Origin of the sequence: Blautia sp. MSK18_10 (genome assembly GCF_020553185.1) — a bacterium.
GTDB classification, from domain to species: Bacteria; Bacillota; Clostridia; order Lachnospirales; family Lachnospiraceae; genus Blautia_A; species Blautia_A wexlerae.
On the sequence record NZ_JAJCGT010000002.1, the window covers coordinates 39,510 to 60,317 of the forward strand.

A 20,808-nucleotide genomic window follows, 5' to 3' on the forward strand; every position below is an offset into this window, starting at 1 on the left:
GCATCAAGGAGTTTTATAATTATGTTATATTACAGTATGCCTGCCCTTGCAGCAGGCTTCATACTTGATCTTATGATAGGAGATCCCAGATGGCTGTATCATCCGGTATGTCTGATCGGAAATCTGATCGCATTTCTGGAAAAAATACTCCGAAAGATTTTTCCGAAAACAGATAAGGGCGAACTGGCTGCAGGTACAGTGGAAGTGATCCTTGTCTGTCTGTTAAGCGGGGGAATCCCTTTTCTGATCCTGCATATTCTCTACGGAATTTCAGTATGGGCGGGATTTGCACTGGAAACCTTCTGGTGTTATCAGCTTCTGGCAACGAAATCTCTGAAAACAGAGAGCATGAAAGTTTATGACAGACTGAAAAACGGAACTTTGGATGAGGCCCGTTATGCAGTATCCATGATCGTAGGTCGTGATACCCAGTCGCTGACAGAGGAGGGGGTTACAAAGGCGGCAGTAGAGACTGTGGCAGAGAATGCTTCTGACGGTGTCATAGCACCGATGCTTTATATGGCAATCGGCGGAGTGTGGCTGATGTTTCTTTACAAGGGAATCAATACCATGGATTCCATGCTGGGATATAAGAATGATAAATATCTGTATTTTGGCCGCTGCGCTGCAAAGCTGGATGATGTGGCCAATTATATTCCAGCCAGACTTTCAGGATGGCTGATGGTGGCAGCCTCTGCATTTGTAAAAATGGATGTGAAAAATGCAGCGAAGATCTACCGCAGAGACAGAAGAAATCACGCCAGCCCCAACTCTGCACAGACAGAGGCAGCAATGGCAGGTGCGCTGGAGGTACAGCTTGCAGGCAATGCTTACTATTTCGGAAAGCTTTATGAGAAACCAACCATAGGAGATGGAATCCGCCCTGTGGAGGTGGAGGATATCAGACGTTCCAATCGCCTGCTTTATGCAACAGCAATCCTGGGGGCTGTGATATTTCTTCTGATCGGAAGCGCGGTGCGCATCTGTTTCTTTTTATAATTCCGGTAACAGTGTGCTGATAAGTTGATTTTTGTAATAATCTTGTAGGATAACAGCTTGTTGGTTCAATAGTGGATTGCTGAATAGTTATTAATATAAAACATGTATAGTAAGACAGGAGACAACTGATGACAAAACATATACATGGCGGTGATGTTTATAAATATGATCACTGTCTGGATTTCTCTGCAAACTGTAATCCGCTGGGAACACCGCAGAGTGTAAAGCAGGCGATCATAGACAGTGTAGAGGACCTGAGTGATTATCCCCGTGTAGGATGCGGACCTCTGAAAGAGGCAATCGCAGATTATGAACATACAAAAAAAGAATATCTGATCTGCGGGAATGGAGCCGCAGACCTTATTTTTTCCCTCAGCAGGGCATTGAATCCAAAGAAGGCCCTTCTTCCTGCTCCTACCTTTGCGGAGTATGAACAGGCACTGGTCAGTGTTGGCTGTGAGATCAGCAGATATTATCTGAAAGAGGAAAATGATTTCTGTATACAGAAAGATTATCCGGATGTTCTGAAAAGAGAAAAGCAGGATATTATTTTCCTGTGTAATCCCAATAATCCTACAGGGATCACCATACCTCAGGACCTTCTGGAAGAAATTCTGGAAACCTGTGCCATGCAGGGAATATTTATGGTAGTAGATGAGTGCTTCCTGGATTTTGTAAAAGATCCGGAGAAACATACGCTGAAGGGAAAACTGGAAAAATATCCGGGACTTTTTATTCTTAAGGCATTTACCAAAAGATATGCGATCCCCGGTGTGCGGCTGGGCTATGGATTCTGTTCGGACAGGGAAGTACTTGACCGGATGGAGGCAGTCACCCAGCCCTGGAATGTGTCTACCATGGCACAGCAGGCAGGAATGGCAGCACTGAAGGAATCAGAATATGTGGAAGCAGGACGGCAGATCATTTTCAGGGAATCTGCATGGATGAAGGAAAAGATGAGACAGCTTGGGCTGACGGTATATCCTTCTGAGGCAAATTATATATTCTTTTACGGATCTGAGGATCTCTTTGAAAGATGTGTTGCAAAGGGAATCCTGATCCGGGACTGCAGTAACTATCCGGGGCTGAAAAAAGGATATTATCGTGTGGCAGTGAAGCTGCATGAACAGAATGAAAAGCTGATAGAGGTACTGGAAGAAGTGCTTTCATAAGTATTTATACAGGAGAAAAGGGGAAACAAAAAATGGCAAAAGCGATTATGGTGCAGGGGACAATGTCCAATGCAGGAAAAAGCCTTCTGGCAGCAGGGCTTTGCAGGATTTTTAGACAGGATGGATACAGGGTGGCACCCTTTAAATCCCAGAATATGGCACTGAACTCTTTTATTACAGAAGAGGGGCTGGAGATGGGCAGAGCTCAGGTGATGCAGGCGGAGGCAGCCGGAATTAAGCCTTCTGTGCTGATGAACCCCATTCTTCTGAAGCCTACCAATGATGTAGGCTCCCAGGTGATCGTAAACGGAGAAGTCCTGGGAACCATGAGTGCCAGAGACTATTTTAAATATAAGAAAAAGCTGGTGCCGGATATTATGAAAGCCTATGATAAACTGGCATCAGAAAATGATATCATTGTGATCGAGGGAGCAGGAAGCCCGGCAGAGATCAATCTGAAAACAGAAGATATCGTAAATATGGGAATGGCAACGATGGCAAAGGCACCGGTACTTCTGGTGGGAGATATTGACAGAGGCGGTGTTTTCGCACAGCTGATCGGTACAGTGGAGCTTCTGGAAGAGGATGAAAGAGAGATGGTAAAGGGTCTGATCATCAACAAATTCCGCGGCGACAAGACCATCCTTGATCCGGGAGTGCAGATGCTAGAGGAGAGAAGCCATATCCCTGTAGTGGGAGTGGCTCCGTATCTGGATATTCAGGTGGAGGATGAGGACAGCCTCACAGAAAGATTTGACAGAAAACAGGAAGTGGATCTTATTGATATTGCGGTGATCCGGGTGCCAAGGATCTCCAATTTCACAGATTTTAATCCACTGGAAAGTATCCCGGGAGTTTCCCTGAGATATGTACAGCATGTCAGTGAATTGAAAAATCCGGATATGATCATCCTTCCAGGAACAAAAAATACAATGGAAGATCTGCTGTGGATGCGGGCTAATGGTCTGGAAGCTGCAGTTTTGAAGGAAGCTGCAAAGGGTAAGATCATCTTTGGAATCTGTGGCGGTTATCAGATGCTGGGTGAGACCTTAAGTGACCCTCATCATGTGGAAGCCGGAGGAACCATCAAGGGAATGGGACTGCTTCCTATGGATACTGTTTTTGCGGAAAAGAAAACCAGAACCAGAGTTTCCGGCAGATTCCTGGAACTCGAGGGAGAGCTTCAGGCACTGTCCGGTGCAGAACTGGAGGGTTACGAGATCCATATGGGAGAAACTGTGTTAAAAGGCGAGGCCGGACACAGTGTATCCATTGAAGATCAGGTGTCAGGAGAGTGTAAGGAAGACGGTGCATACCGTAAAAATGTCTGTGGAACCTATGTCCATGGAGTTTTTGACAGGGAAGATGTGGCAGAGGCTGTTGTACGTGTTCTGGGTGAAAAAAAGGGAATTGATGTATCTCAGATGACAGGAATCGATTTTGCAGCATTTAAAGAAACCCAGTATGATATCCTGGCAGCAGAACTGAGGAAGCATCTGGATATGAAGAAAATCTATGAAATTCTGGAGCAGGGAATCTGATCCGGAACAGTATGGTGAAAATCCAGATAGATCAATGAGTGATAGATGTAACTATTGTATACGGGAATTTATGGAATTTGGGAGATAAGGAATGAAAGTAGAACTGGAAAATGTAAAACCAATGGATATAGAGAAGCGCAGCTTTGAGATCATTACAGAGGAACTTGGAGATACAAAGCTGGTTCCCGGAACAGAGCTGATCGTAAAGAGATGTATTCACACAAGCGCAGACTTTGATTATGCAGAGAATCTCTGTTTCTCTGAGAATGCAGTTGAGAAAGCAATTGCTGCTATCAAAGACGGTGCCTGCATTGTGACAGATACACACATGGCAGAGTCCGGGATCAACAAGAGAGTCCTTTCCCGTTACGGCGGAGAAGTATTCTGCTTTATCTCTGACGAGGACGTAGCTGCCACAGCCAAAGCCAACGGAACCACAAGAGCTACAGCCAGCATGGATAAGGCTGCTGCCATGGGAAAGAAGCTGATCTTTGCCATCGGAAATGCCCCCACTGCGCTGGTACGTCTCTATGAACTGATTGAGGATGGCAAGCTGGATCCTGAGCTGATCATCGGTGTGCCGGTAGGCTTTGTAAATGTGGTCCAGTCCAAGGAACTGATCATGCAGGCAGACGTACCTTATATTGTAGCCAGAGGAAGAAAGGGCGGAAGCAATGTTGCCGCATGTATCTGTAATGCATTGCTTTATATGATTGATAATAACAGAGGGTATTGAGATACCAGAAAACAAAAGAAGAAGGTAAACTCCGTATTATTGTTAAGTAAGAAATGAATTGTGAAATTGTGCAGCAACTTGTTGCACAATTCAAAAATCGAAAGTGAGGAAACAAAGCCGTTTGAACGGCTTTGGATTTCCTCTATGGAAGATGCGACAATCAAGGAAGGCTTTGAAAATCTTAGCTGGAAAAGCTGAGTTAAATAATATTTTTTAACAGTTCACATGCCGGGACGAAATCTGCCACAGGCATGGAGGAGCAGGAGAGGATCAGGGTAATCTTACCGGGAGCCTCTCTCAGAAGCTGCAGGCGCAGACCATTGGTCTGTGCCTTTTTTTGAAGCTCCTGCCAGGTAAGAGTTGTGGACAGAGTCAGGGCCAGGCTGGTACCTGCGGCTCCGGTCTGGATTTGGGAATCTTTTCCAAATACTTCCCGCACAGCACTGCGGAGTGCTTTCAGCTTTACAGAATACAGACGTTTCAGCTTACGGGTCTGTGCTGCCAAGTGACCATCCCGGATAAATTGGCACAGAGCAATCTGCTCTGCCTTTGATGCTGTCTGATTATATTGGTCTGCTTTTTTTCTGTACAGTGCAGACAGCTCCGGAGGCAGGACCATAAAACTGATACGGATGGAGGGCAGCAGAAGTCTGGAAAAGGTTCCCAGATACACCACATTCTGACCGCCTGCCAGACCAAAAAGAGAAGGGGTAGGCTTCTGCAGATACACAAATTCATTTTCAAAATCATCCTCAATGACCAGACTGCCATGTGCAGCAGAGTAATTCACCAGCTCCAGGCGTCTGGAAACAGGCATAATATCACCCCATTTTGTCATATGTGCAGGAGAAACATAAATAATATCACAGTCCTTATTCCTGTAATCTACCTGAAATCCATAGTCATGAAACACAGTGCTTCCCTGTATAAAGGAAGGATTGGGAAAAGAAACAGTCTGGCGTTGCTCAAGGAGCGGGCAGAGGATGTGCAAAAGACTCTGAATACCTGCACCGATCACAATATCCTCCCCACTGCACATCACGTTTCTGCGTTCTCTCACATAATCGGCAAGTGTATCTCTCAGATCTGCCTCACCCTGAGGCTCTCCGTAAGACAGTAATCGTTCATCCTGGCGAAGAGCGCTTTTGATATAACGTCTCCACAGGTCAAAACGGAAACTCTCCCGATCTACTCCTGAAGAGGCAAAATCAAACCTGCAGGGTGTCTGGGTCTGTTTCTCTGTTTTTCTGACAGATGTGTGTTGTCTGTCAGCAATATCTGTCACATAATATCCGCTCTGGGCTTTGGAAATAATATATCCCTCCGCAGCCAGCTGCAGATAGGCATTTTCAATGGTAGTGCGGCTCAGCCTCAGTTCCTGTGAACATTTTCGGAGGGAGGGCATCCTGCTTCCGGGCGGGAGCTTTTTCTCCATGATCAGTTCCCTGTAATAGTGGAACACCTCCAGATACAGGTGCTCCTTTTTTTTATTCTTATCTAAAATCAATTCCATATGTAAAACTCCGATCCTTCAAACATGCTGATGGCATTCTTGAATTGCTATAGGGTTAAAAATAAACTGACCCTTAAAAAAACATTAAATCTGGCTATATTCATATATCCACTGTGATGCTATATTAATACAAAGCATAAAAGAAAGCAAGAGGAATAAAAAATTGAAAAAAATTGCAGTAATTCATGATCTGTCCGGTCTGGGGAAATGCTCTCTTACAGCAGCGATTCCTGTAATTTCCGCCATGGGAGTCCAGGCTTGTCCGCTGCCCACCGCAATATTGAGTAATCAGACAGGATATGGATCTTATTTCTGGGATGATTATACAGACCGGATGGAGCTGATCATGGACGAGTGGAAAAAAACGGGATTTACACCGGATGGTGTTTATACAGGATTTCTGGGAGATGCCAGACAGGTGGATCTGATCCTGAAATTTGTAGATATGTTCTGCACAGAGGGAACACATATCCTGGTTGATCCGGTTATGGGAGACAGAGGGGAAACATACAAAACCTATTCAGAGACTCTCTGTGAAAAAATGCGGACTCTGGTCAGAGAAGCTACAGTGATTACGCCGAACCTGACAGAGGCACTTCTTCTTCTGTATGGAGAAGAGGGGATGAAAGAAAGAATGAAAGCACTTTCTGATATGGAAGAAACACAGTTGCTTAAGGAAATTGAAAAATCTGGAAGAGATTTGACTCAGCGTTTTGGGCTGGAAGCAATTGTGATCACAGGAGTAGAGGTGTCCGGCAGTGACGGCAGAGCACGAATGGGAAATCTGGTTCTGGAGAAAGAAAAAGCAGACTGGTGTTTTTCTGTAAAAGAGGGCGGCAGTTATTCCGGAACAGGAGATCTTCTGGCATCTGTACTGAGTGCGGGAATGGTGAGAGGGATTCCCATGAAAGCATGTGTGGAGAAGGCTGTTGAATTTCTGGGAGGAGCTATTCACGATGCAGTGGAAGAAGGAACTGACAGAAATGACGGAGTCTGCTTTGAAAAATATCTGGGGATACTGACACAGATATAAAACAGGAAATCATAGATACCAAATGCCGGATAGTTAAGTAAAATATATAACAGGAGGGACCATATTATGTCTGAATTAACAGCAAAAGAAAACATCAAAACAGCCGATACAGTGAAAAGGATCACAGCCACAGCGGTAATGGCAGCATTGACTACTTTAATGACAGCTTATATCTTCCACATTCCGGTAGGGGTGAACGGAGGATATGTACATCTGGGCGATACTATGATCTATCTGGCAGCAGCATTTCTGCCACTACCTTACGCATGTGCGGCAGGAGCGATCGGAGGTGGCCTGGCAGATCTTCTAACAGCACCTGTATGGGCGCCTGCAACCATAATTATCAAAATGCTGATCTGTCTTCCGTTTTCTTCTAAAGGAACAAAGCTGGTCACAAAGAGAAATGTAGTTGCATTATTCCTTGCATTCGCCATCTCAGCAACAGGATACTATATTGCAGAAGGAATTATGTTTGGATTTACAGCATCCTTCTTTACTTCTGTCAGCGGAAGTATTGTACAGTCAGGTGGAAGTGCTATTATGTTTGTGATCATCGGTACTGCACTTGATAAAATCGGATTTAAGAGGAATATTGCGAAATAATACGAAAAATAAAATAACTGAGTTTAAAATGAGGAAAATATAAAATGACAACAGATATCATATACAGATATAAAAATCAGGTGTATTTTAACATTACCAATAAATGTCCATGCAGATGCACCTTCTGCATCCGAAATACAGAGGATGCCATCGGTGAGGCATCCAATCTCTGGTTTGAACAGGAACCTGCATTGGAAGAGATTTACAAAGCCATTGATGAGTTTGATTTTTCAGACTGTAATGAAGTGGTCTTCTGCGGATACGGAGAACCGACCATGGCTCTTGAGAACCTCATAGCAGTAAGCAAATATATCAGGGAAAGATACCCATTCCGGATCAGGCTGAATACCAACGGATTATCTGATCTGATCCACAAACGTTCTACTGCAAAAGAAATCTGTCAGGCTGTAGACAGTATATCCATCAGCCTGAATATGCCGGATGCAGCTTCCTACAATGAAGTAGTCCGTCCAGCATACGGCGAGAAGTCCTTTGACGCCATGCTGAAATTTGCAAGAGACTGCAAGCAGTATCTTGATGATGTACGCTTCACAGTTGTAGATGTGATCGGCGAGGAAAAAGTAGAGCAGAGCAGAATCCTGGCTGCTCAGAATGGGATTCCGTTAAGAGTAAGAAAATATTCACCGTGATACAGAATAGAAAAGTTCTGTTTTTGCTTTTAAATTTGTCTGAAAACTACAGCAGTCATGCACCTTACCGTGCGTGGCTGCTTATTTTTTATGTTATAGGAAATTATTCCGTAATGTTCCTATAACATAAAAAGCCTTCCGGGCAGGATGAAGTCCCCTTCTTCGAAAATTGCAAAAAGTAATAAGTAATAAGCAATAAGAGAGTGCACTTGACATATGATATTCTTTATACTATATTATATTTAACAATTAGGTTAAATGTTAAATGAAAGGCTGTGATGAACTTTTGGGATTACAGGATACTTTGAAAGCACTGGCAGATCCAATACGACGTGAGATTCTAAATTTGTTAAAGGGCGGACGGCTTTCAGCAGGAGAGATATGTGAACATTTTTCAGTGACGGGGGCGTCTATATCCAGACATCTGGCAATATTAAAGGATGCTGATCTGATCAGGAGCAAAAGGGAAGGAAAATTTATTTATTACGAACTAAATACTTCTGTATTGGAGGATGTTATGTTGTGGATCACAGACTTAAAGGGGGTATCGGATTATGAAGGAAATGATTAAAAAATATAAAGGTACATTGATCTGTTCTGTACTGGTAATGCTTGCAGGAATTTTGGTGGGTTTTACGATGGCGCAGAGCATATGGATAAACGTGTTTTTTGTAGTGACAGATTGTATACTGGTGACAATCATCTTTTATGACAACAGGAACAGACAGCAGAGCAGCAAGGTTATAGGGATGGTCATATGGATGATACCTGTTACCGCGTTAATCTATAATGGTATGGCAAGACTGATCAGTATGGATGCGGATAGTGAGAATCTGTTTATGGCAGTAATTTACTTTGGAACAGGATTACTGTTTATGATCATAGGAAATTATTTGCCAAAGGTGAAACAGAATAACACCATAGGAATCAGGGTTGTATGGACATTGCAGGATGAAGAAAACTGGAGTGCAACTCATAGATTCAGTGGAAAATTATGGGTGGCATCAGGTGTCTTATGTATGTTTTGCGGCCTTTTTGGAGAAAGCATTGCTGCTTTGGTTTTGTATATTGTGAGCATTATGGCTGCTACAATTGTCAGCATTCTTTATTCTTATCTTTTTTATAAGAAAAAAATGGCAGCCGGAGAAAAATTAAAAATCCAGTATAACAAGAAGACAATCGTGATATATGTAATCGTATCAGTTTTTGTCGTAATATTTACTATATGGACTTTGTTCTGGGGTGGTATTGATATCAGTTTCCATGATAATGATTTTACTGTTGAGGCACAGGGATGGAGTGATTATACAGTGGGTTATGAGCAGATTGACAGTATCTCATACAAAGAAAATTTATTTCAAAATGGGAATGATCGCAGAACAAATGGTATGGGAAACCTGAAGTATGGTATGGGAAATTTCAGAAATGATATTTATGGAGATTATATCCGCTACACCCATGCATCCTGCCACTCATATGTAGTTATGGATATAGGCGGAAAAATATTGGTGGTAAATGGCGCAGATGACTCAGAAACAAAGAAAATCTATGACATTCTCAGAGAGAAATGCCAGATGAATTAGTGTGTATTTCACCGAATCAGAAAAAGAAGCAAAAATAACAGGCATTGCGGTTATAAATCGCGATACCTGTTATTTACAACTATAAAGATTCTTAAAAGTCGTCTCTGTTACCAGCAGAGGCGGTTTTATTTTTACAGTAACTTAGAAACATTGATCATAAAATTATTGTAGATTCCAACTGCCAGGTCTTGCTCAAATGGTACGATCATAGGGGCTGCATCATCTTCATAACGATAAATCATTGTACGCTGCTTCTCCGGATCAACGATCCAGTATTCACGGACACCAGACTCTGCATACAATGCACATTTTTTATAGTAGTCCATTCTACGGCTGGAAGGTGATACAATTTCAATAATGAAATCAGGTGCGCCTTCACATCCTCGGTCTGAGAGCTTGTTCTTATCACAAATCACACTGATATCTGGTTCAACATAGTTTTTATCATCTTTCTTAATAAAGACTGCAAAAGGAGCAGGATAAATCTCACAGGAACCATGATTGGATTCAATATAATTACCAATAATCCGGGATAGCTGACCGACCAGTTTTTGATGAATGCGTGATGGAGTACCCATCATATAAATCTGTCCATCAATCAGCTCTGCCCGCTCTCCATCAGGAAGAGCATAGATATCATCTGTTGTATAAACCTGTTCTCTGGGTAATGGCATAAGAATTCTCCCTTCTGATTCAATAGACTCTCGGAATCTCTAAGCCTTGAATTCTTCGGTTTCTGAAATTCCATTTTTATTTTTTACTACCTTTTTTCAAAAAGTACTTGACATATGTCTATGAAAATGCGGCGCTTTGCGCCTCTTGATGTAGAACTTGTTTGGAATTACCTTTTTTCTATGATAGTAATTTTATTGTATCAGATATAAGATGGAAAAGCCAATTATTTTTATGGAGAAGCTCGTTTAGGAGATTTGATTAACCGGCTGATTCAAGATCAGAGAATGGAAGAAATCCAGATGGCATCGACAGATCCTGAGAAACGAGAGCAGTTATATAAGGAATATGGGATTTAACCAAAACAAGGAAGTCCCCTGCTTCAATTCATTGGGGTACCCAATGTGGTCAACTTAAGCCTAGAATGCTGAAAATTCAACCATTCTGGGCTTATATTCTGGATTTTTATATAAATATCTTGACATATCCCCCTAAATCAATTTTACATTGTAACGGAACACCAGATGGTTATCGTCCAAGAGTTGTTCAATCAAAGCCAACGGTTCAAACCGATTTTCAATTTGAGGCAGATAATCACAAAATTGAGATTCTTTCTTTTTTTTCCATACCCAGGAAAAGTCTGTGGTACAATATGGAAGAGTATCATCACTATACAGGGATATCTTTGTGAGAATTTGTATCGGAGGAAATAGGATATGCAGTATATATTAGTTGTAGAAGATGATTATGATTTGAATCAGGCAATCTGTTATTCTTTGAAAAAGTCAGGATATGGAGTTTATGGTGTGACTTTTATGGAGAAAGGAAAACAGACTTTTATTGAGAATCAGATAGATCTAATCCTTTTGGATGTGAATCTTCCAGATGGCGAGGGATTCTCTTTTTGCCAGTGGGTAAAAAAGCAAAGAGAAGTTCCGGTCATTTACCTGACAGCCAGGGATATGGAGGAGGATGCTCTGGCAGGATACGAATCCGGAGCAGAAGATTACGTTACAAAACCATTTTCGATGAAGATTTTACTTAGAAAAATCGATGTCATTTTAAAAAGAACTGCGTCGGCCAACCATCGGATTTTTACAGATGAGAATTTATATATAGATTTGGATAATGCACGAGTGATGGTAAAAGGTCAGGAAAGTTCTGTTACACCGACAGAATACCGTCTGCTTTGTCAATTCCTTATGAACCGGGGGCAGCTCCTGACTTATGATCTGTTATTGGAACGGTTATGGGATAGTGGAGGACAGTTTGTGGACAGACACGCATTGGCAGTAAACATAAATCGCCTGAGAGGAAAGATCGAAGATGAGAATCACAGATATATTTCAAATGTATACGGGATGGGGTATCAATGGATTGGCTGATGTATATCATAATGATAATTTTATTTGCAGCAGTACTGGTATTGTTATGGAAAAATTACCGGATAAAAAAAGAAGCGAAGTTGTTTGCTGAAAAGGTGGAAGATGCTCTGGATGCTATCGTAACGGGAAAAGAATGGAACATGGAAGAAGAATTGGAGGATAGCCTCTGGGGAAGAACAGGAACACAATTAGCGAAAGCCGGGAACGTATTTCGGAAAAAAGAAGAAGACGGTTTTCGTGAGAAAGAAAGAGTAAAGGGATTGATTTCTGATATCTCCCATCAGACAAGGACACCCATTGCCAATATAAAACTATACCTGGAACTCCTTGAGGATGAGGAGTTTTCGCAAAACGGTCAGGAGTTTTTGGGAAAAATCAAAGGGCAGATGGAAAAAATTGAATTTTTAATGCAGAACATGATAAAAATGTCAAGGCTCGAAACGGGAATTCTGCAAATACATAAGGAAGACCAAAATCTATACGAAACAATCCGCCATGCAGTTGCCGATGTGGTTCCGGAGGCGGCGTTGAAGGGGATTAATCTATATGTGAACTGCGAAGAAAATATGATGATCCGTCATGACAGCAAATGGACGGAGGAAGTAATTTATAATATTCTGGACAATGCACTCAAGTATACAGAGTCTGGTGGAAAAATCCGTATTCAGGCAGAAAGACAGGAATTATTTTTTAAAATCAGTATTTCTGATACTGGAAAAGGGATTGCACCGGAAAGGCAGGCAGAAATCTTTACAAGATTTTACCGTGAGCCGGAGGTTCATGATAAACCAGGAGTTGGAATCGGACTATATCTTGCGAGAACAATCATGGAGCTTCAGAAGGGATATATAGAAGTACAGTCTGAAATAGGAAAAGGGGCGTGTTTTCGCCTGTATTTTCCAGTGAATGAACCGTAACATAATCGGCAGGGCTTGTCACAATTCTGTGATAATTAAAAATTGAGACAGGTTTGTGATTTTTGTGAGATATTCTATGAAAAGGGTAAAAAGGTCTTTTGACCCTGATATCATGAAATGTCAAAAGGGAGGCAAGCCAATGAGAGAATACATTGTAGAGACAAAGAACTTAAAGAAATACTATCAAATGGGTGCAAATACGGTAAAGGCATTGGATGGCGTAGATTTTCGTGTGAAAGATCAGGAATTCGTTGCTATTATCGGAAAAAGCGGATCCGGGAAAAGTACACTTTTGCATATGCTGGGTGGACTGGATGTGCCAACAGAAGGGGAAGTGTTGGTAGAGGGTAAGTGCCTTCTGGGGCTGAAAAAAGAACAGCTTGCCATATTCCGCAGAAGAAAGATCGGGTTTATTTTTCAGAATTATAATCTTGTCCCGGATCTTAATGTATATGAGAATGTTATTCTTCCGGTGGAACTGGATGGGAGAAAGGTTGATGTGGAGTATGTGGATGGGATACTGGAACTTTTAGGGCTGGCAGAGAAGAGGGAAGCTCTTCCTGGAACATTATCCGGTGGACAGCAGCAGAGGGCTGCGATTGCCAGGGCGCTTGCGGCGAAGCCCGCCATTATTCTGGCTGATGAACCAACGGGAAATCTGGATTCGGTTACCAGTCATGATGTACTTGGACTTTTGAAAATGGCAGCAAGACAGTTCAGTCAGACCTTGATTCTGATCACTCATGACAGAGACATTGCGCAGCTTGCAGATCGTATCGTACATATTGAGGACGGAAAGATTGTAGGAGATACCAGGAAAGGAAGTGATTCCTATGCTTAAGAATCCGAATCAGAAAGTGATTAAAAGGATGGCAAGGAATGCTTTAAAAGTAAACAGGAGAAAGACCATTACTTTGTTCCTTGCGGTTCTTCTTTCTTCCTTTTTGGTATTCACAATATTCACAGTTGGAGATTCTTATTTTAGGCTTCAGAAAATTCAAAATATCCGTATGTCAGGAGCTGAGTTTGATGCAATTATGTATGGAGTGACGGATGAACAGAGGCAAATGTGTGAGAACAACCCGGATATCGTTCTAACAGGTACGGTGGGAGTCTGTGGATGGGTAGAAAAAACAGATCAGGATTCCACACCTGATGTGGGACTGATCTGGGCAGATGATGGATATTGGACACAGATGATGGAGCCTGTCAGAGAAAAGCTGGAAGGAAGATATCCGACAGCTTTGAATGAGATAATGGTAACAAAATCCGCTTTAAAAGAATGTGGTTACGAAGATCTTGAGGTAGGCGATACCCTTGCTATGTCTTATGGAACATATGAGGGAATCTTTACAGGGACTTTTCGAATCTGTGGGATCTGGGACGGATATGGATCCAAGAAACAGTTTTATGTCTCGAAAGAATTCTATGACCAATCGGGATGGAAGCTTTCGCAGGCAGCTTCCGGTCGTTACTTTATGGATTTTAAGCAGAAAATAATGACAAAAACAGAGCAGAATGCTTTTATCGAAAGTATGAATCTTGGAAAGCAGCAGAATCTTTTCTTCATGGAAGATCTTGGCGCATCGGTTCAGATATTGGCAGGCCTTATTGGCTTGATTGCAGTTACCTGTTTGTGTGCGTATCTGCTTATTTATAATATTATGTATCTTTCCGTAGCTGGAAAAGTTCGTTATTATGGCCTGCTTCAGACGGTCGGAATGACGGAAAAGCAGATAAAAAGGATGATGAAGGAACAGATGCTTCTGATCGGATCTGCAGGGACAGTACTTGGATGTCTGTCAGGTGGGATGGTATCCTTTTTCCTGATTCCTGTTGTTGTAAAATCACTTGGAATCAAAAGTGGCTATGTTGGAGCAGATATGGTTCGTTTTCATCCGGCAGTTCTGCTGGCAACCATCTTACTGGTTGGGGTTACCATCTTTCTGGCCAGCCAAAAACCGACAAAAATGGCAGCAGATATCTCTCCAATAGAAGCGCTTGGTTATCGTCCGACCCACAAAACCGTAAAAGAAAGAAAAGCAGGAAATGGGAAAGTAATAGCAAGACTTTCCATGGAGCAGTTTACAAAGGATAAGAAAAGAACTGCGATGGTACTGTTGTCTTTGGCAGCCAGTCTGTCTGTGTACCTTTGTATTGTGACCATGCTGGACAGTCAGGCAGCAAGAACCATAGTGTCAAATTATATGGATACGGACATGGTCATTAAAAATGATACGGCATGTAAAGAAAAATCAGAAGACAGAAGAGACATTCTGGATGATTCTTTCGTGAAGTCAATCAAAGAAAATGCCGGAGTCTCTGAAGTACATTCTATGATATTTGCCGAGATTACAGTTCCATGGGAACCGGATTTTGCTGAGATGTGGATGAAAGAATTTTATGCAAAGTGGATGAGCATTCCATATAGTAAGGAAAAGCACGAGTATCAGAATCATCCTGAGAATTTTGGATCCTCTCTGATTGGAATTGATGAACAGGAATTTGATTATTTAAATAACAGTCTTACGCATCCGATAAAGAAAGAGGACTTCCTTTCGGGAAAAGTATGTATTGTTTATCGAAATGGTTTGGATCTTTCAGATGCTGACATAATAGGAAAAAATGTGACATGTGCTTTGTATGAAGATCAACAAACGACAAAATCTTTTACCATAGAAGGAGTTACGGACGAGAATTATTATACAGCACTCCTTGGATACCCACCGACGATTATAGCCAGTGATCAGGTGGTGAAAACATTTGCCAATCATCCAATTACACTAAAGACCAGCATAAAATATCACAAGGAATATGATAGAGATACAGAGCAAGAAATTCTGTCGTTATTAGAAGAAAGTGACAATGCAAAAGACTTTTCCTGGGAATCCAAAATCGAAGATGCGGATGAGATTGAAAAAGCACAGGGCAATATGCCGCAACTGGGAATCGGGATTGTGTTGATTCTGGCTTTTATCGGAATCATGAACTACATGAACACTTTTGTAGTAAATGTGCAGAGCCGGATGACGGAGCTTTCGGTTATGGAGAGTATCGGGATGACCCCGAAGCAGCTTCTTGGAATGCTGGTCAGGGAAGGAGTTCTCTATGCAGGTGGCGCATGGCTTGTTACGCTAACAGTAGGAATGGGAGTAACGTATCTTCTTTATGAATCAATGAATTATCGGGGGATTGCTTTTTCAGTGCCATTAATTCCACTTTTATTTGCAGTGGGAATCAGTTTTCTGGTTTGTACTATGGTTCCAGTGCTTACCTGGATTATTTTGGAAAAGAATGGAACTGTTGTTGAGAGGATTAAAGGAGTTGAGTGATCTGACAGGATGTGTTTCTATTAAATTTGTTAAAGGGCGGACGGCTTTCAGCAAGAGAGATATGTGAACATTTTTCGGTGACGGGGGCGTCCATATCCAGACATCTGGCAATATTAAAGGATGCTGATCTGATCAGTTCTACATCAATAAGATTATGCAATATGCTGATACGTCTTGTGTAAAAGTATTGACTGTCTTTATACAATCTTAATACGGAATCATAGACTTTTATACTATCTTTGAAAGCAATTGTATATAATAAAACGCATTATGAAGATATTGCTATAGAATCATTAGTAAGGAGTTATGATCATTTATGCCGGAAAAAATGTGTAAGAAAAAACACCTGACGTCTTTTCAGCTAATTATTCTGGGATTTGCAGGCGTGATCTTTTTGGGAAGCATTTTGCTGATGCTTCCGGTTTCTTCTTTGGAGAAAGTGCCGACGCCATTTCATGAGGCACTTTTTACAGCCACTTCGGCAGTATGCGTTACAGGACTTGTAGTAAAGGACAGCGGAAGTTACTGGTCTGTGTTCGGACAGACAGTTATTCTTGCGCTTATACAAATAGGTGGACTTGGAGTAGTAACCGTAGCGGCAGCGGTTTCGCTTCTTTCAGGGAAAAAAATATCTCTCATGCAAAGAAGTACAATGCAGGATGCAATTTCAGCACCTAAAGTTGGAGGAATCGTCAGATTGACAAGGTTCATTTTAAAGGGGACTTTTTTGATTGAAGCAGCAGGAGCTATGTTATTGTTGCCGGTTTTTGTATCGGATTATGGCTTAAAGGGAATCTGGATGGCAGCCTTTCATTCTGTTTCTGCTTTTTGTAATGCAGGATTTGACATTCTGGGAACAGCAGATAATGCTTTTCCGTCTCTGACGGGCTATTCCGGAAATATCCTTATAAATGTGGTAATTATGCTGCTGATCATCACAGGGGGAATTGGTTTTCTTACCTGGGATGATATTTATAGGAATAAAATGAATTTTAAACGTTACCGCATGCAAAGCAAGATTATTCTTATGACTACTGTATGCCTGATTATTTTTCCGGCAGTTTTTTTCTTTGCCTGTGATCTGAAAAACCTGCCTGCAGGAGAACGCCTGTTAGCTGCCATGTTTCAATCGGTAACTACAAGAACTGCCGGCTTTAATACCATAGACATTTCAGAGATGAGCGAGGCATCCAAAGCGGTTATGATACTGTTAATGCTGATCGGTGGTTCGCCGGGTTCTACAGCAGGAGGAATGAAAACAACCACTTTTACGGTACTGATTCTGAATGCAATTGCAACCTTTCGCAGTCAGGAAAATGCAGGGGCTTTTGGACGGAGACTGGAGTATCATGTGATAAAAAATGCAGCCACAATAGCCATGCTGTATTTTACATTGTTCTTTTGTGGAGGTGTTGCAATCAGCGTATACGAAGGCCTTCCCCTTTTAGATTGTTTGTATGAAGCAGCTTCAGCTGTGGGTACGGTAGGTCTGACCTTGGGAGTCACACCGGGACTTCATGTTTTTTCACAAGTTGTGCTGATCATATTGATGTATCTGGGACGTGTAGGCGGCCTGACCCTGATTTATGCAGTATTATCAGGAAGAAACAAGGGAAATGCAAAGCTTCCTCTGGAGAAAATTACAGTTGGATGAGAAGGAGAAAAGTAATATTATGAAGAATGTATTGATTATTGGACTTGGAAGATTTGGAAGACATATTGCCATGCAGCTGAATCAGCTTGGGCATGAAATTATGGCAGTTGACTGGAAGGAAGAAAGGGTGGACAAAGTGCTTCCGTTTGTGACTAACGCCCAGATCGGGGACAGTACCAATGCTGAATTTTTACAATCCCTTGGAATTGGAAACTACGATATCTGTTTTGTGACTATTGGAGGAAGCTTTCAGAATTCTCTTGAGACAACTTCCCTTCTGAAAGAACTGGGAGCAAAACTGGTAATATCCAGAGCTGAACGTGATGTCCATGAAAAATTTCTTTTGCGCAATGGTGCAGATAAGGTGGTTTATCCGGAAAAGCAGGTTGCAAAATGGGCATCTATCCGTTACACAGATGATCATATCCTTGATTATATGGAGGTGGATGCTTCCCATGCGATTTTTGAGGTAGAAGTGCCAGAGGAATGGACTGGAAAAACTGTAGGCGGACTGGATATCAGAAAGCGTTACAATATTAATATTCTGGCAGTAAAAAATGAAGGAGAATTTAATATTGCAATTTCTCCGGATACGTATTTGGAAGAGAATAGTAAATTACTGGTGCTGGGAGAATACAGAGCTCTTCAGAAGTGCTTCCACATATAGTAAAAAAGATTTTTGACCACAACACAGCCCCATGATATAATTTTCAAAACAGTAAAAAAGATGGGGGACAGGATGAATTTAAAAAATGTGAATCATCAGAAACGATCATTTACATGGTCTATGGAAAAACCGTCTGCAAAGGATTATTTTCTGACGGTATTTATATTTGTGGTATGCACCTTAATTGGTCTGTTGTTTCAGAAACTGAATTTTACGGATACGAATATTGTAACCATATATATTCTGGGGGTTTTGATTACTTCGATTGTGACAGATGGCTATCTTTGCAGTGTGGCAGGCTCTTTCTTAAGTGTATTTTTATTTTGTTTTTTTCTGACAGAACCAAGGATGTCTTTTAAAACCTATGCGGTGGGTTATCCGGTGACATTTTTCATAATGCTTATTTCATCCGTACTTACGGGAGCACTTGCAGCAAAGCTGAAAACACATGCAAAGCTGTCTACACAGCTTGCTTTTCGTACACAGATTCTGTTCGATACAGACCGTCTGCTGCAAAATGCAAAAGGGAAAACAGAGATTCTTGATGTCACCTGTACACAGCTTCTCCGTTTATTAAACCGCAATATTACAGCATATGTAGTAGAAAACGGAACTTTATCAGAGGGAAAGCTTTTTTCCGGGGAAAAAGAGGACACAGAAGATTTTTTGATACCAGAAGAGCAGCAGATAGCCAGATGGGTCTGTGAAAACAGACAGCATGCCGGTGCGTCCACACACCATTTTCCTCAGGCTAAATGTTTATATCTGGCAATCCGGAGCGGGGATAATGTTTACGGTGTGATCGGGATACCATTGCAAAAAGAAACACTGGACACTTTTGAATACAGCATCCTGTTGTCTGTAATAAATGAATGTGCGCTTGCAATGGAAAATGCGAAAAATGCATTAGAAAAAGAAAAAAATGCAGTTATGGCCAAAAATGAACAGTTGCGGGCAGATCTTCTTCGGGCGATTTCGCATGATCTTCGTACGCCGCTTTGCTCCATTTCCGGTAATGCAGATATGCTGCTTGGAAATAGCGACCGTCTGGACGAAGCTACAAAACATCAGATTTATAGCGATATCTATGATGATTCTGAATGGCTGATCGGAGTTGTGGAGAATCTGCTTTCCATTACCAGACTGAATGACGGAAGACTGAAATTTAAATTTACAGACCAGCTTCTGGATGAGGTGATTGCAGAATCCCTGAGGCATATCAGCCGGAAACATGATGATTATAAAATTGTGACAGACTGCGAAGAACTTGTTCTTGCACGTATGGATGTACGTCTTATTATGCAGGTTCTGGTAAATTTAGTTGACAATGCAATAAAATATACACCACCGGGTTCTGTGATCTGCATTCGGGGAACGAAAACAGATGGAAAAGCGCAGATAAGTGTGGAAGATAATGGCCCGGGAATTCCGGAAGAAATGAAAACACATATTTTTGAGATGTTTTATACAGGGAAAACAACAGTTGCGGATAGTCACCGAAGTCTGGGACTTGGACTGGCACTTTGCCACTCTATTATAGAAGCACATGAAGGAACCCTGGTTTTGACAGATCATGATCCTCATGGATGCAATTTTACTTTTACTTTACCCTTAAGCGAGGTGACATTAAATGAATAAAACATTAATTCTGGTGGTTGAGGATGACAGACCCATACGCAATCTGATCGTTACTACATTAAAAACACATGACTATAAATATCTGGCTGCAGAAAACGGATTTTCAGCCATTCTGGAAGCTTCGTCCCACAATCCGGATATTGTTCTTCTGGATCTGGGGCTTCCTGATATGGAAGGGGTAGAAGTGATAAAAAAAATCCGTACCTGGTCGAATATGCCGATTATTGTGATCAGCGCCAGAAGTGAGGACACAGATAAAATAGAGGCGCTGGATGCAGGAGCGGATGATTATATTACGAAACCGTTCTCTGTTGAGGAATTACTTGCGCGTATCCGTGTCACCCAGAGGAGACTTGCGGTTATGCAGAGCGGAGAGCAGATAGAAAGCTCTGTTTTTGAGAATGGTGGATTAAAGATAGACTATACGGCAGGCTGTACATATCTGAAGGGAGAGGAATTGCATCTGACACCTATAGAATATAAGCTGCTCTGCCTTTTGTCCCGCAATGTGGGAAAGGTATTGACACATACCTATATTACCCAGCAGATTTGGGGACGATGTTCGGATAATGACGTTGCTTCTCTTAGAGTTTTTATGGCAACATTGCGAAAAAAACTGGAGCCTGAGAAAAATGGAGTGCAATACATCCAGACACATATTGGCATTGGATATCGCATGCTTAGAATTGAAAAGTAATATCCTCTTTTTATAG

Annotated in this window: 20 protein-coding genes; 18 read left to right on the forward strand and 2 right to left on the reverse strand. The window is 41.8% G+C overall.

Going from position 1 to position 20,808, the window contains the following annotated elements; translation table 11 throughout:
* Positions 1-21: 21 nt before the first annotated feature.
* The 4 genes from cbiB (at position 22) to LI074_RS01340 (ending at position 4,448) form a co-directional block, all read left to right on the forward strand.
* Entirely contained in the window at positions 22-999 is a 978-nt protein-coding gene (gene cbiB, locus LI074_RS01325) for an adenosylcobinamide-phosphate synthase CbiB (protein ID WP_173697714.1), read from the forward strand.
* A 128-nt stretch (positions 1,000-1,127) separates the two neighbouring features.
* A complete protein-coding gene (locus LI074_RS01330; protein WP_173697715.1) occupies positions 1,128-2,171 on the forward strand; it encodes a pyridoxal phosphate-dependent aminotransferase in 1,044 nt (347 codons plus the stop codon).
* Between the two features lie 32 nt (positions 2,172-2,203).
* On the forward strand, positions 2,204-3,712 hold the full coding sequence (locus LI074_RS01335) for a cobyric acid synthase (protein WP_173697716.1): 1,509 nt from the start codon (positions 2,204-2,206) through the stop codon (positions 3,710-3,712).
* Between the two features lie 91 nt (positions 3,713-3,803).
* Positions 3,804-4,448, forward strand: coding sequence for a precorrin-8X methylmutase (locus tag LI074_RS01340; RefSeq protein WP_173682835.1), 645 nt, complete (start codon positions 3,804-3,806; stop codon positions 4,446-4,448).
* Positions 4,449-4,647: 199 nt separating this feature from the next.
* On the opposite strand, the gene pdxR is transcribed toward LI074_RS01340, so the two are convergent.
* Positions 4,648-5,961 (reverse strand): MocR-like pyridoxine biosynthesis transcription factor PdxR, encoded by a 1,314-nt coding sequence (gene pdxR / locus LI074_RS01345; protein ID WP_173697717.1) that lies wholly within the window; start codon positions 5,959-5,961, stop codon positions 4,648-4,650.
* Between the two features lie 163 nt (positions 5,962-6,124).
* Here pdxR and LI074_RS01350 point away from each other — a divergent pair, with 163 nt between their 5' ends.
* The 5 genes from LI074_RS01350 to LI074_RS01370 all read left to right on the forward strand — a co-directional run bounded on the left by LI074_RS01350 (position 6,125) and on the right by LI074_RS01370 (position 9,830).
* Positions 6,125-6,994, forward strand: coding sequence for a pyridoxamine kinase (locus tag LI074_RS01350; RefSeq protein ID WP_055053409.1), 870 nt, complete (start codon positions 6,125-6,127; stop codon positions 6,992-6,994).
* Between the two features lie 66 nt (positions 6,995-7,060).
* The gene (locus LI074_RS01355; protein WP_173697718.1) at positions 7,061-7,597 is read left to right on the forward strand and encodes a TIGR04002 family protein; all 537 of its coding nucleotides are present in this window, start codon (positions 7,061-7,063) and stop codon (positions 7,595-7,597) included.
* A 44-nt stretch (positions 7,598-7,641) separates the two neighbouring features.
* Entirely contained in the window at positions 7,642-8,247 is a 606-nt protein-coding gene (locus LI074_RS01360; RefSeq protein ID WP_173697719.1) for a TIGR04100 family radical SAM protein, read from the forward strand.
* Between the two features lie 265 nt (positions 8,248-8,512).
* Entirely contained in the window at positions 8,513-8,818 is a 306-nt protein-coding gene (locus tag LI074_RS01365; protein ID WP_196801867.1) for an autorepressor SdpR family transcription factor, read from the forward strand.
* The gene (locus LI074_RS01370; RefSeq protein WP_173697720.1) at positions 8,802-9,830 is read left to right on the forward strand and encodes an SdpI family protein; all 1,029 of its coding nucleotides are present in this window, start codon (positions 8,802-8,804) and stop codon (positions 9,828-9,830) included. Before LI074_RS01365 ends, LI074_RS01370 begins: the two co-directional genes overlap by 17 nt.
* 131 nt (positions 9,831-9,961) lie before the next feature.
* Here the strand turns inward: LI074_RS01370 and LI074_RS01375 are convergent, their stop codons facing one another.
* Positions 9,962-10,504 (reverse strand): Uma2 family endonuclease, encoded by a 543-nt coding sequence (locus tag LI074_RS01375; RefSeq protein ID WP_128868207.1) that lies wholly within the window; start codon positions 10,502-10,504, stop codon positions 9,962-9,964.
* A 714-nt stretch (positions 10,505-11,218) separates the two neighbouring features.
* Here LI074_RS01375 and LI074_RS01380 point away from each other — a divergent pair.
* The 9 genes from LI074_RS01380 to LI074_RS01420 all read left to right on the forward strand — a co-directional run bounded on the left by LI074_RS01380 (position 11,219) and on the right by LI074_RS01420 (position 20,792).
* Positions 11,219-11,887 carry a response regulator transcription factor gene (locus LI074_RS01380; RefSeq protein ID WP_008704787.1) on the forward strand — a complete coding sequence of 223 codons (669 nt, stop codon included), beginning with the start codon at positions 11,219-11,221 and terminating at the stop codon, positions 11,885-11,887.
* Entirely contained in the window at positions 11,875-12,804 is a 930-nt protein-coding gene (locus LI074_RS01385) for a sensor histidine kinase (protein WP_008704786.1), read from the forward strand. Before LI074_RS01380 ends, LI074_RS01385 begins: the two co-directional genes overlap by 13 nt.
* Before the next feature lie 139 nt (positions 12,805-12,943).
* A complete protein-coding gene (locus tag LI074_RS01390; RefSeq protein ID WP_008704772.1) occupies positions 12,944-13,645 on the forward strand; it encodes an ABC transporter ATP-binding protein in 702 nt (233 codons plus the stop codon).
* Complete coding sequence (locus LI074_RS01395; RefSeq protein WP_173697721.1) at positions 13,638-16,136, forward strand: ABC transporter permease; 2,499 nt, start codon at positions 13,638-13,640, stop codon at positions 16,134-16,136. Before LI074_RS01390 ends, LI074_RS01395 begins: the two co-directional genes overlap by 8 nt.
* A gap of 11 nt (positions 16,137-16,147) precedes the next feature.
* A complete protein-coding gene (locus tag LI074_RS17670) occupies positions 16,148-16,318 on the forward strand; it encodes an ArsR family transcriptional regulator (RefSeq protein ID WP_173697722.1) in 171 nt (56 codons plus the stop codon).
* A gap of 134 nt (positions 16,319-16,452) precedes the next feature.
* A complete protein-coding gene (locus LI074_RS01405; RefSeq protein ID WP_173697723.1) occupies positions 16,453-17,790 on the forward strand; it encodes a TrkH family potassium uptake protein in 1,338 nt (445 codons plus the stop codon).
* Positions 17,791-17,809: 19 nt separating this feature from the next.
* The gene (locus LI074_RS01410; RefSeq protein WP_118408269.1) at positions 17,810-18,457 is read left to right on the forward strand and encodes a potassium channel family protein; all 648 of its coding nucleotides are present in this window, start codon (positions 17,810-17,812) and stop codon (positions 18,455-18,457) included.
* Between the two features lie 72 nt (positions 18,458-18,529).
* On the forward strand, positions 18,530-20,095 hold the full coding sequence (locus LI074_RS01415; RefSeq protein ID WP_173697724.1) for an ATP-binding protein: 1,566 nt from the start codon (positions 18,530-18,532) through the stop codon (positions 20,093-20,095).
* On the forward strand, positions 20,088-20,792 hold the full coding sequence (locus tag LI074_RS01420) for a response regulator (RefSeq protein WP_025576945.1): 705 nt from the start codon (positions 20,088-20,090) through the stop codon (positions 20,790-20,792). Before LI074_RS01415 ends, LI074_RS01420 begins: the two co-directional genes overlap by 8 nt.
* The last annotated feature ends 16 nt before the right edge of the window (positions 20,793-20,808 follow it).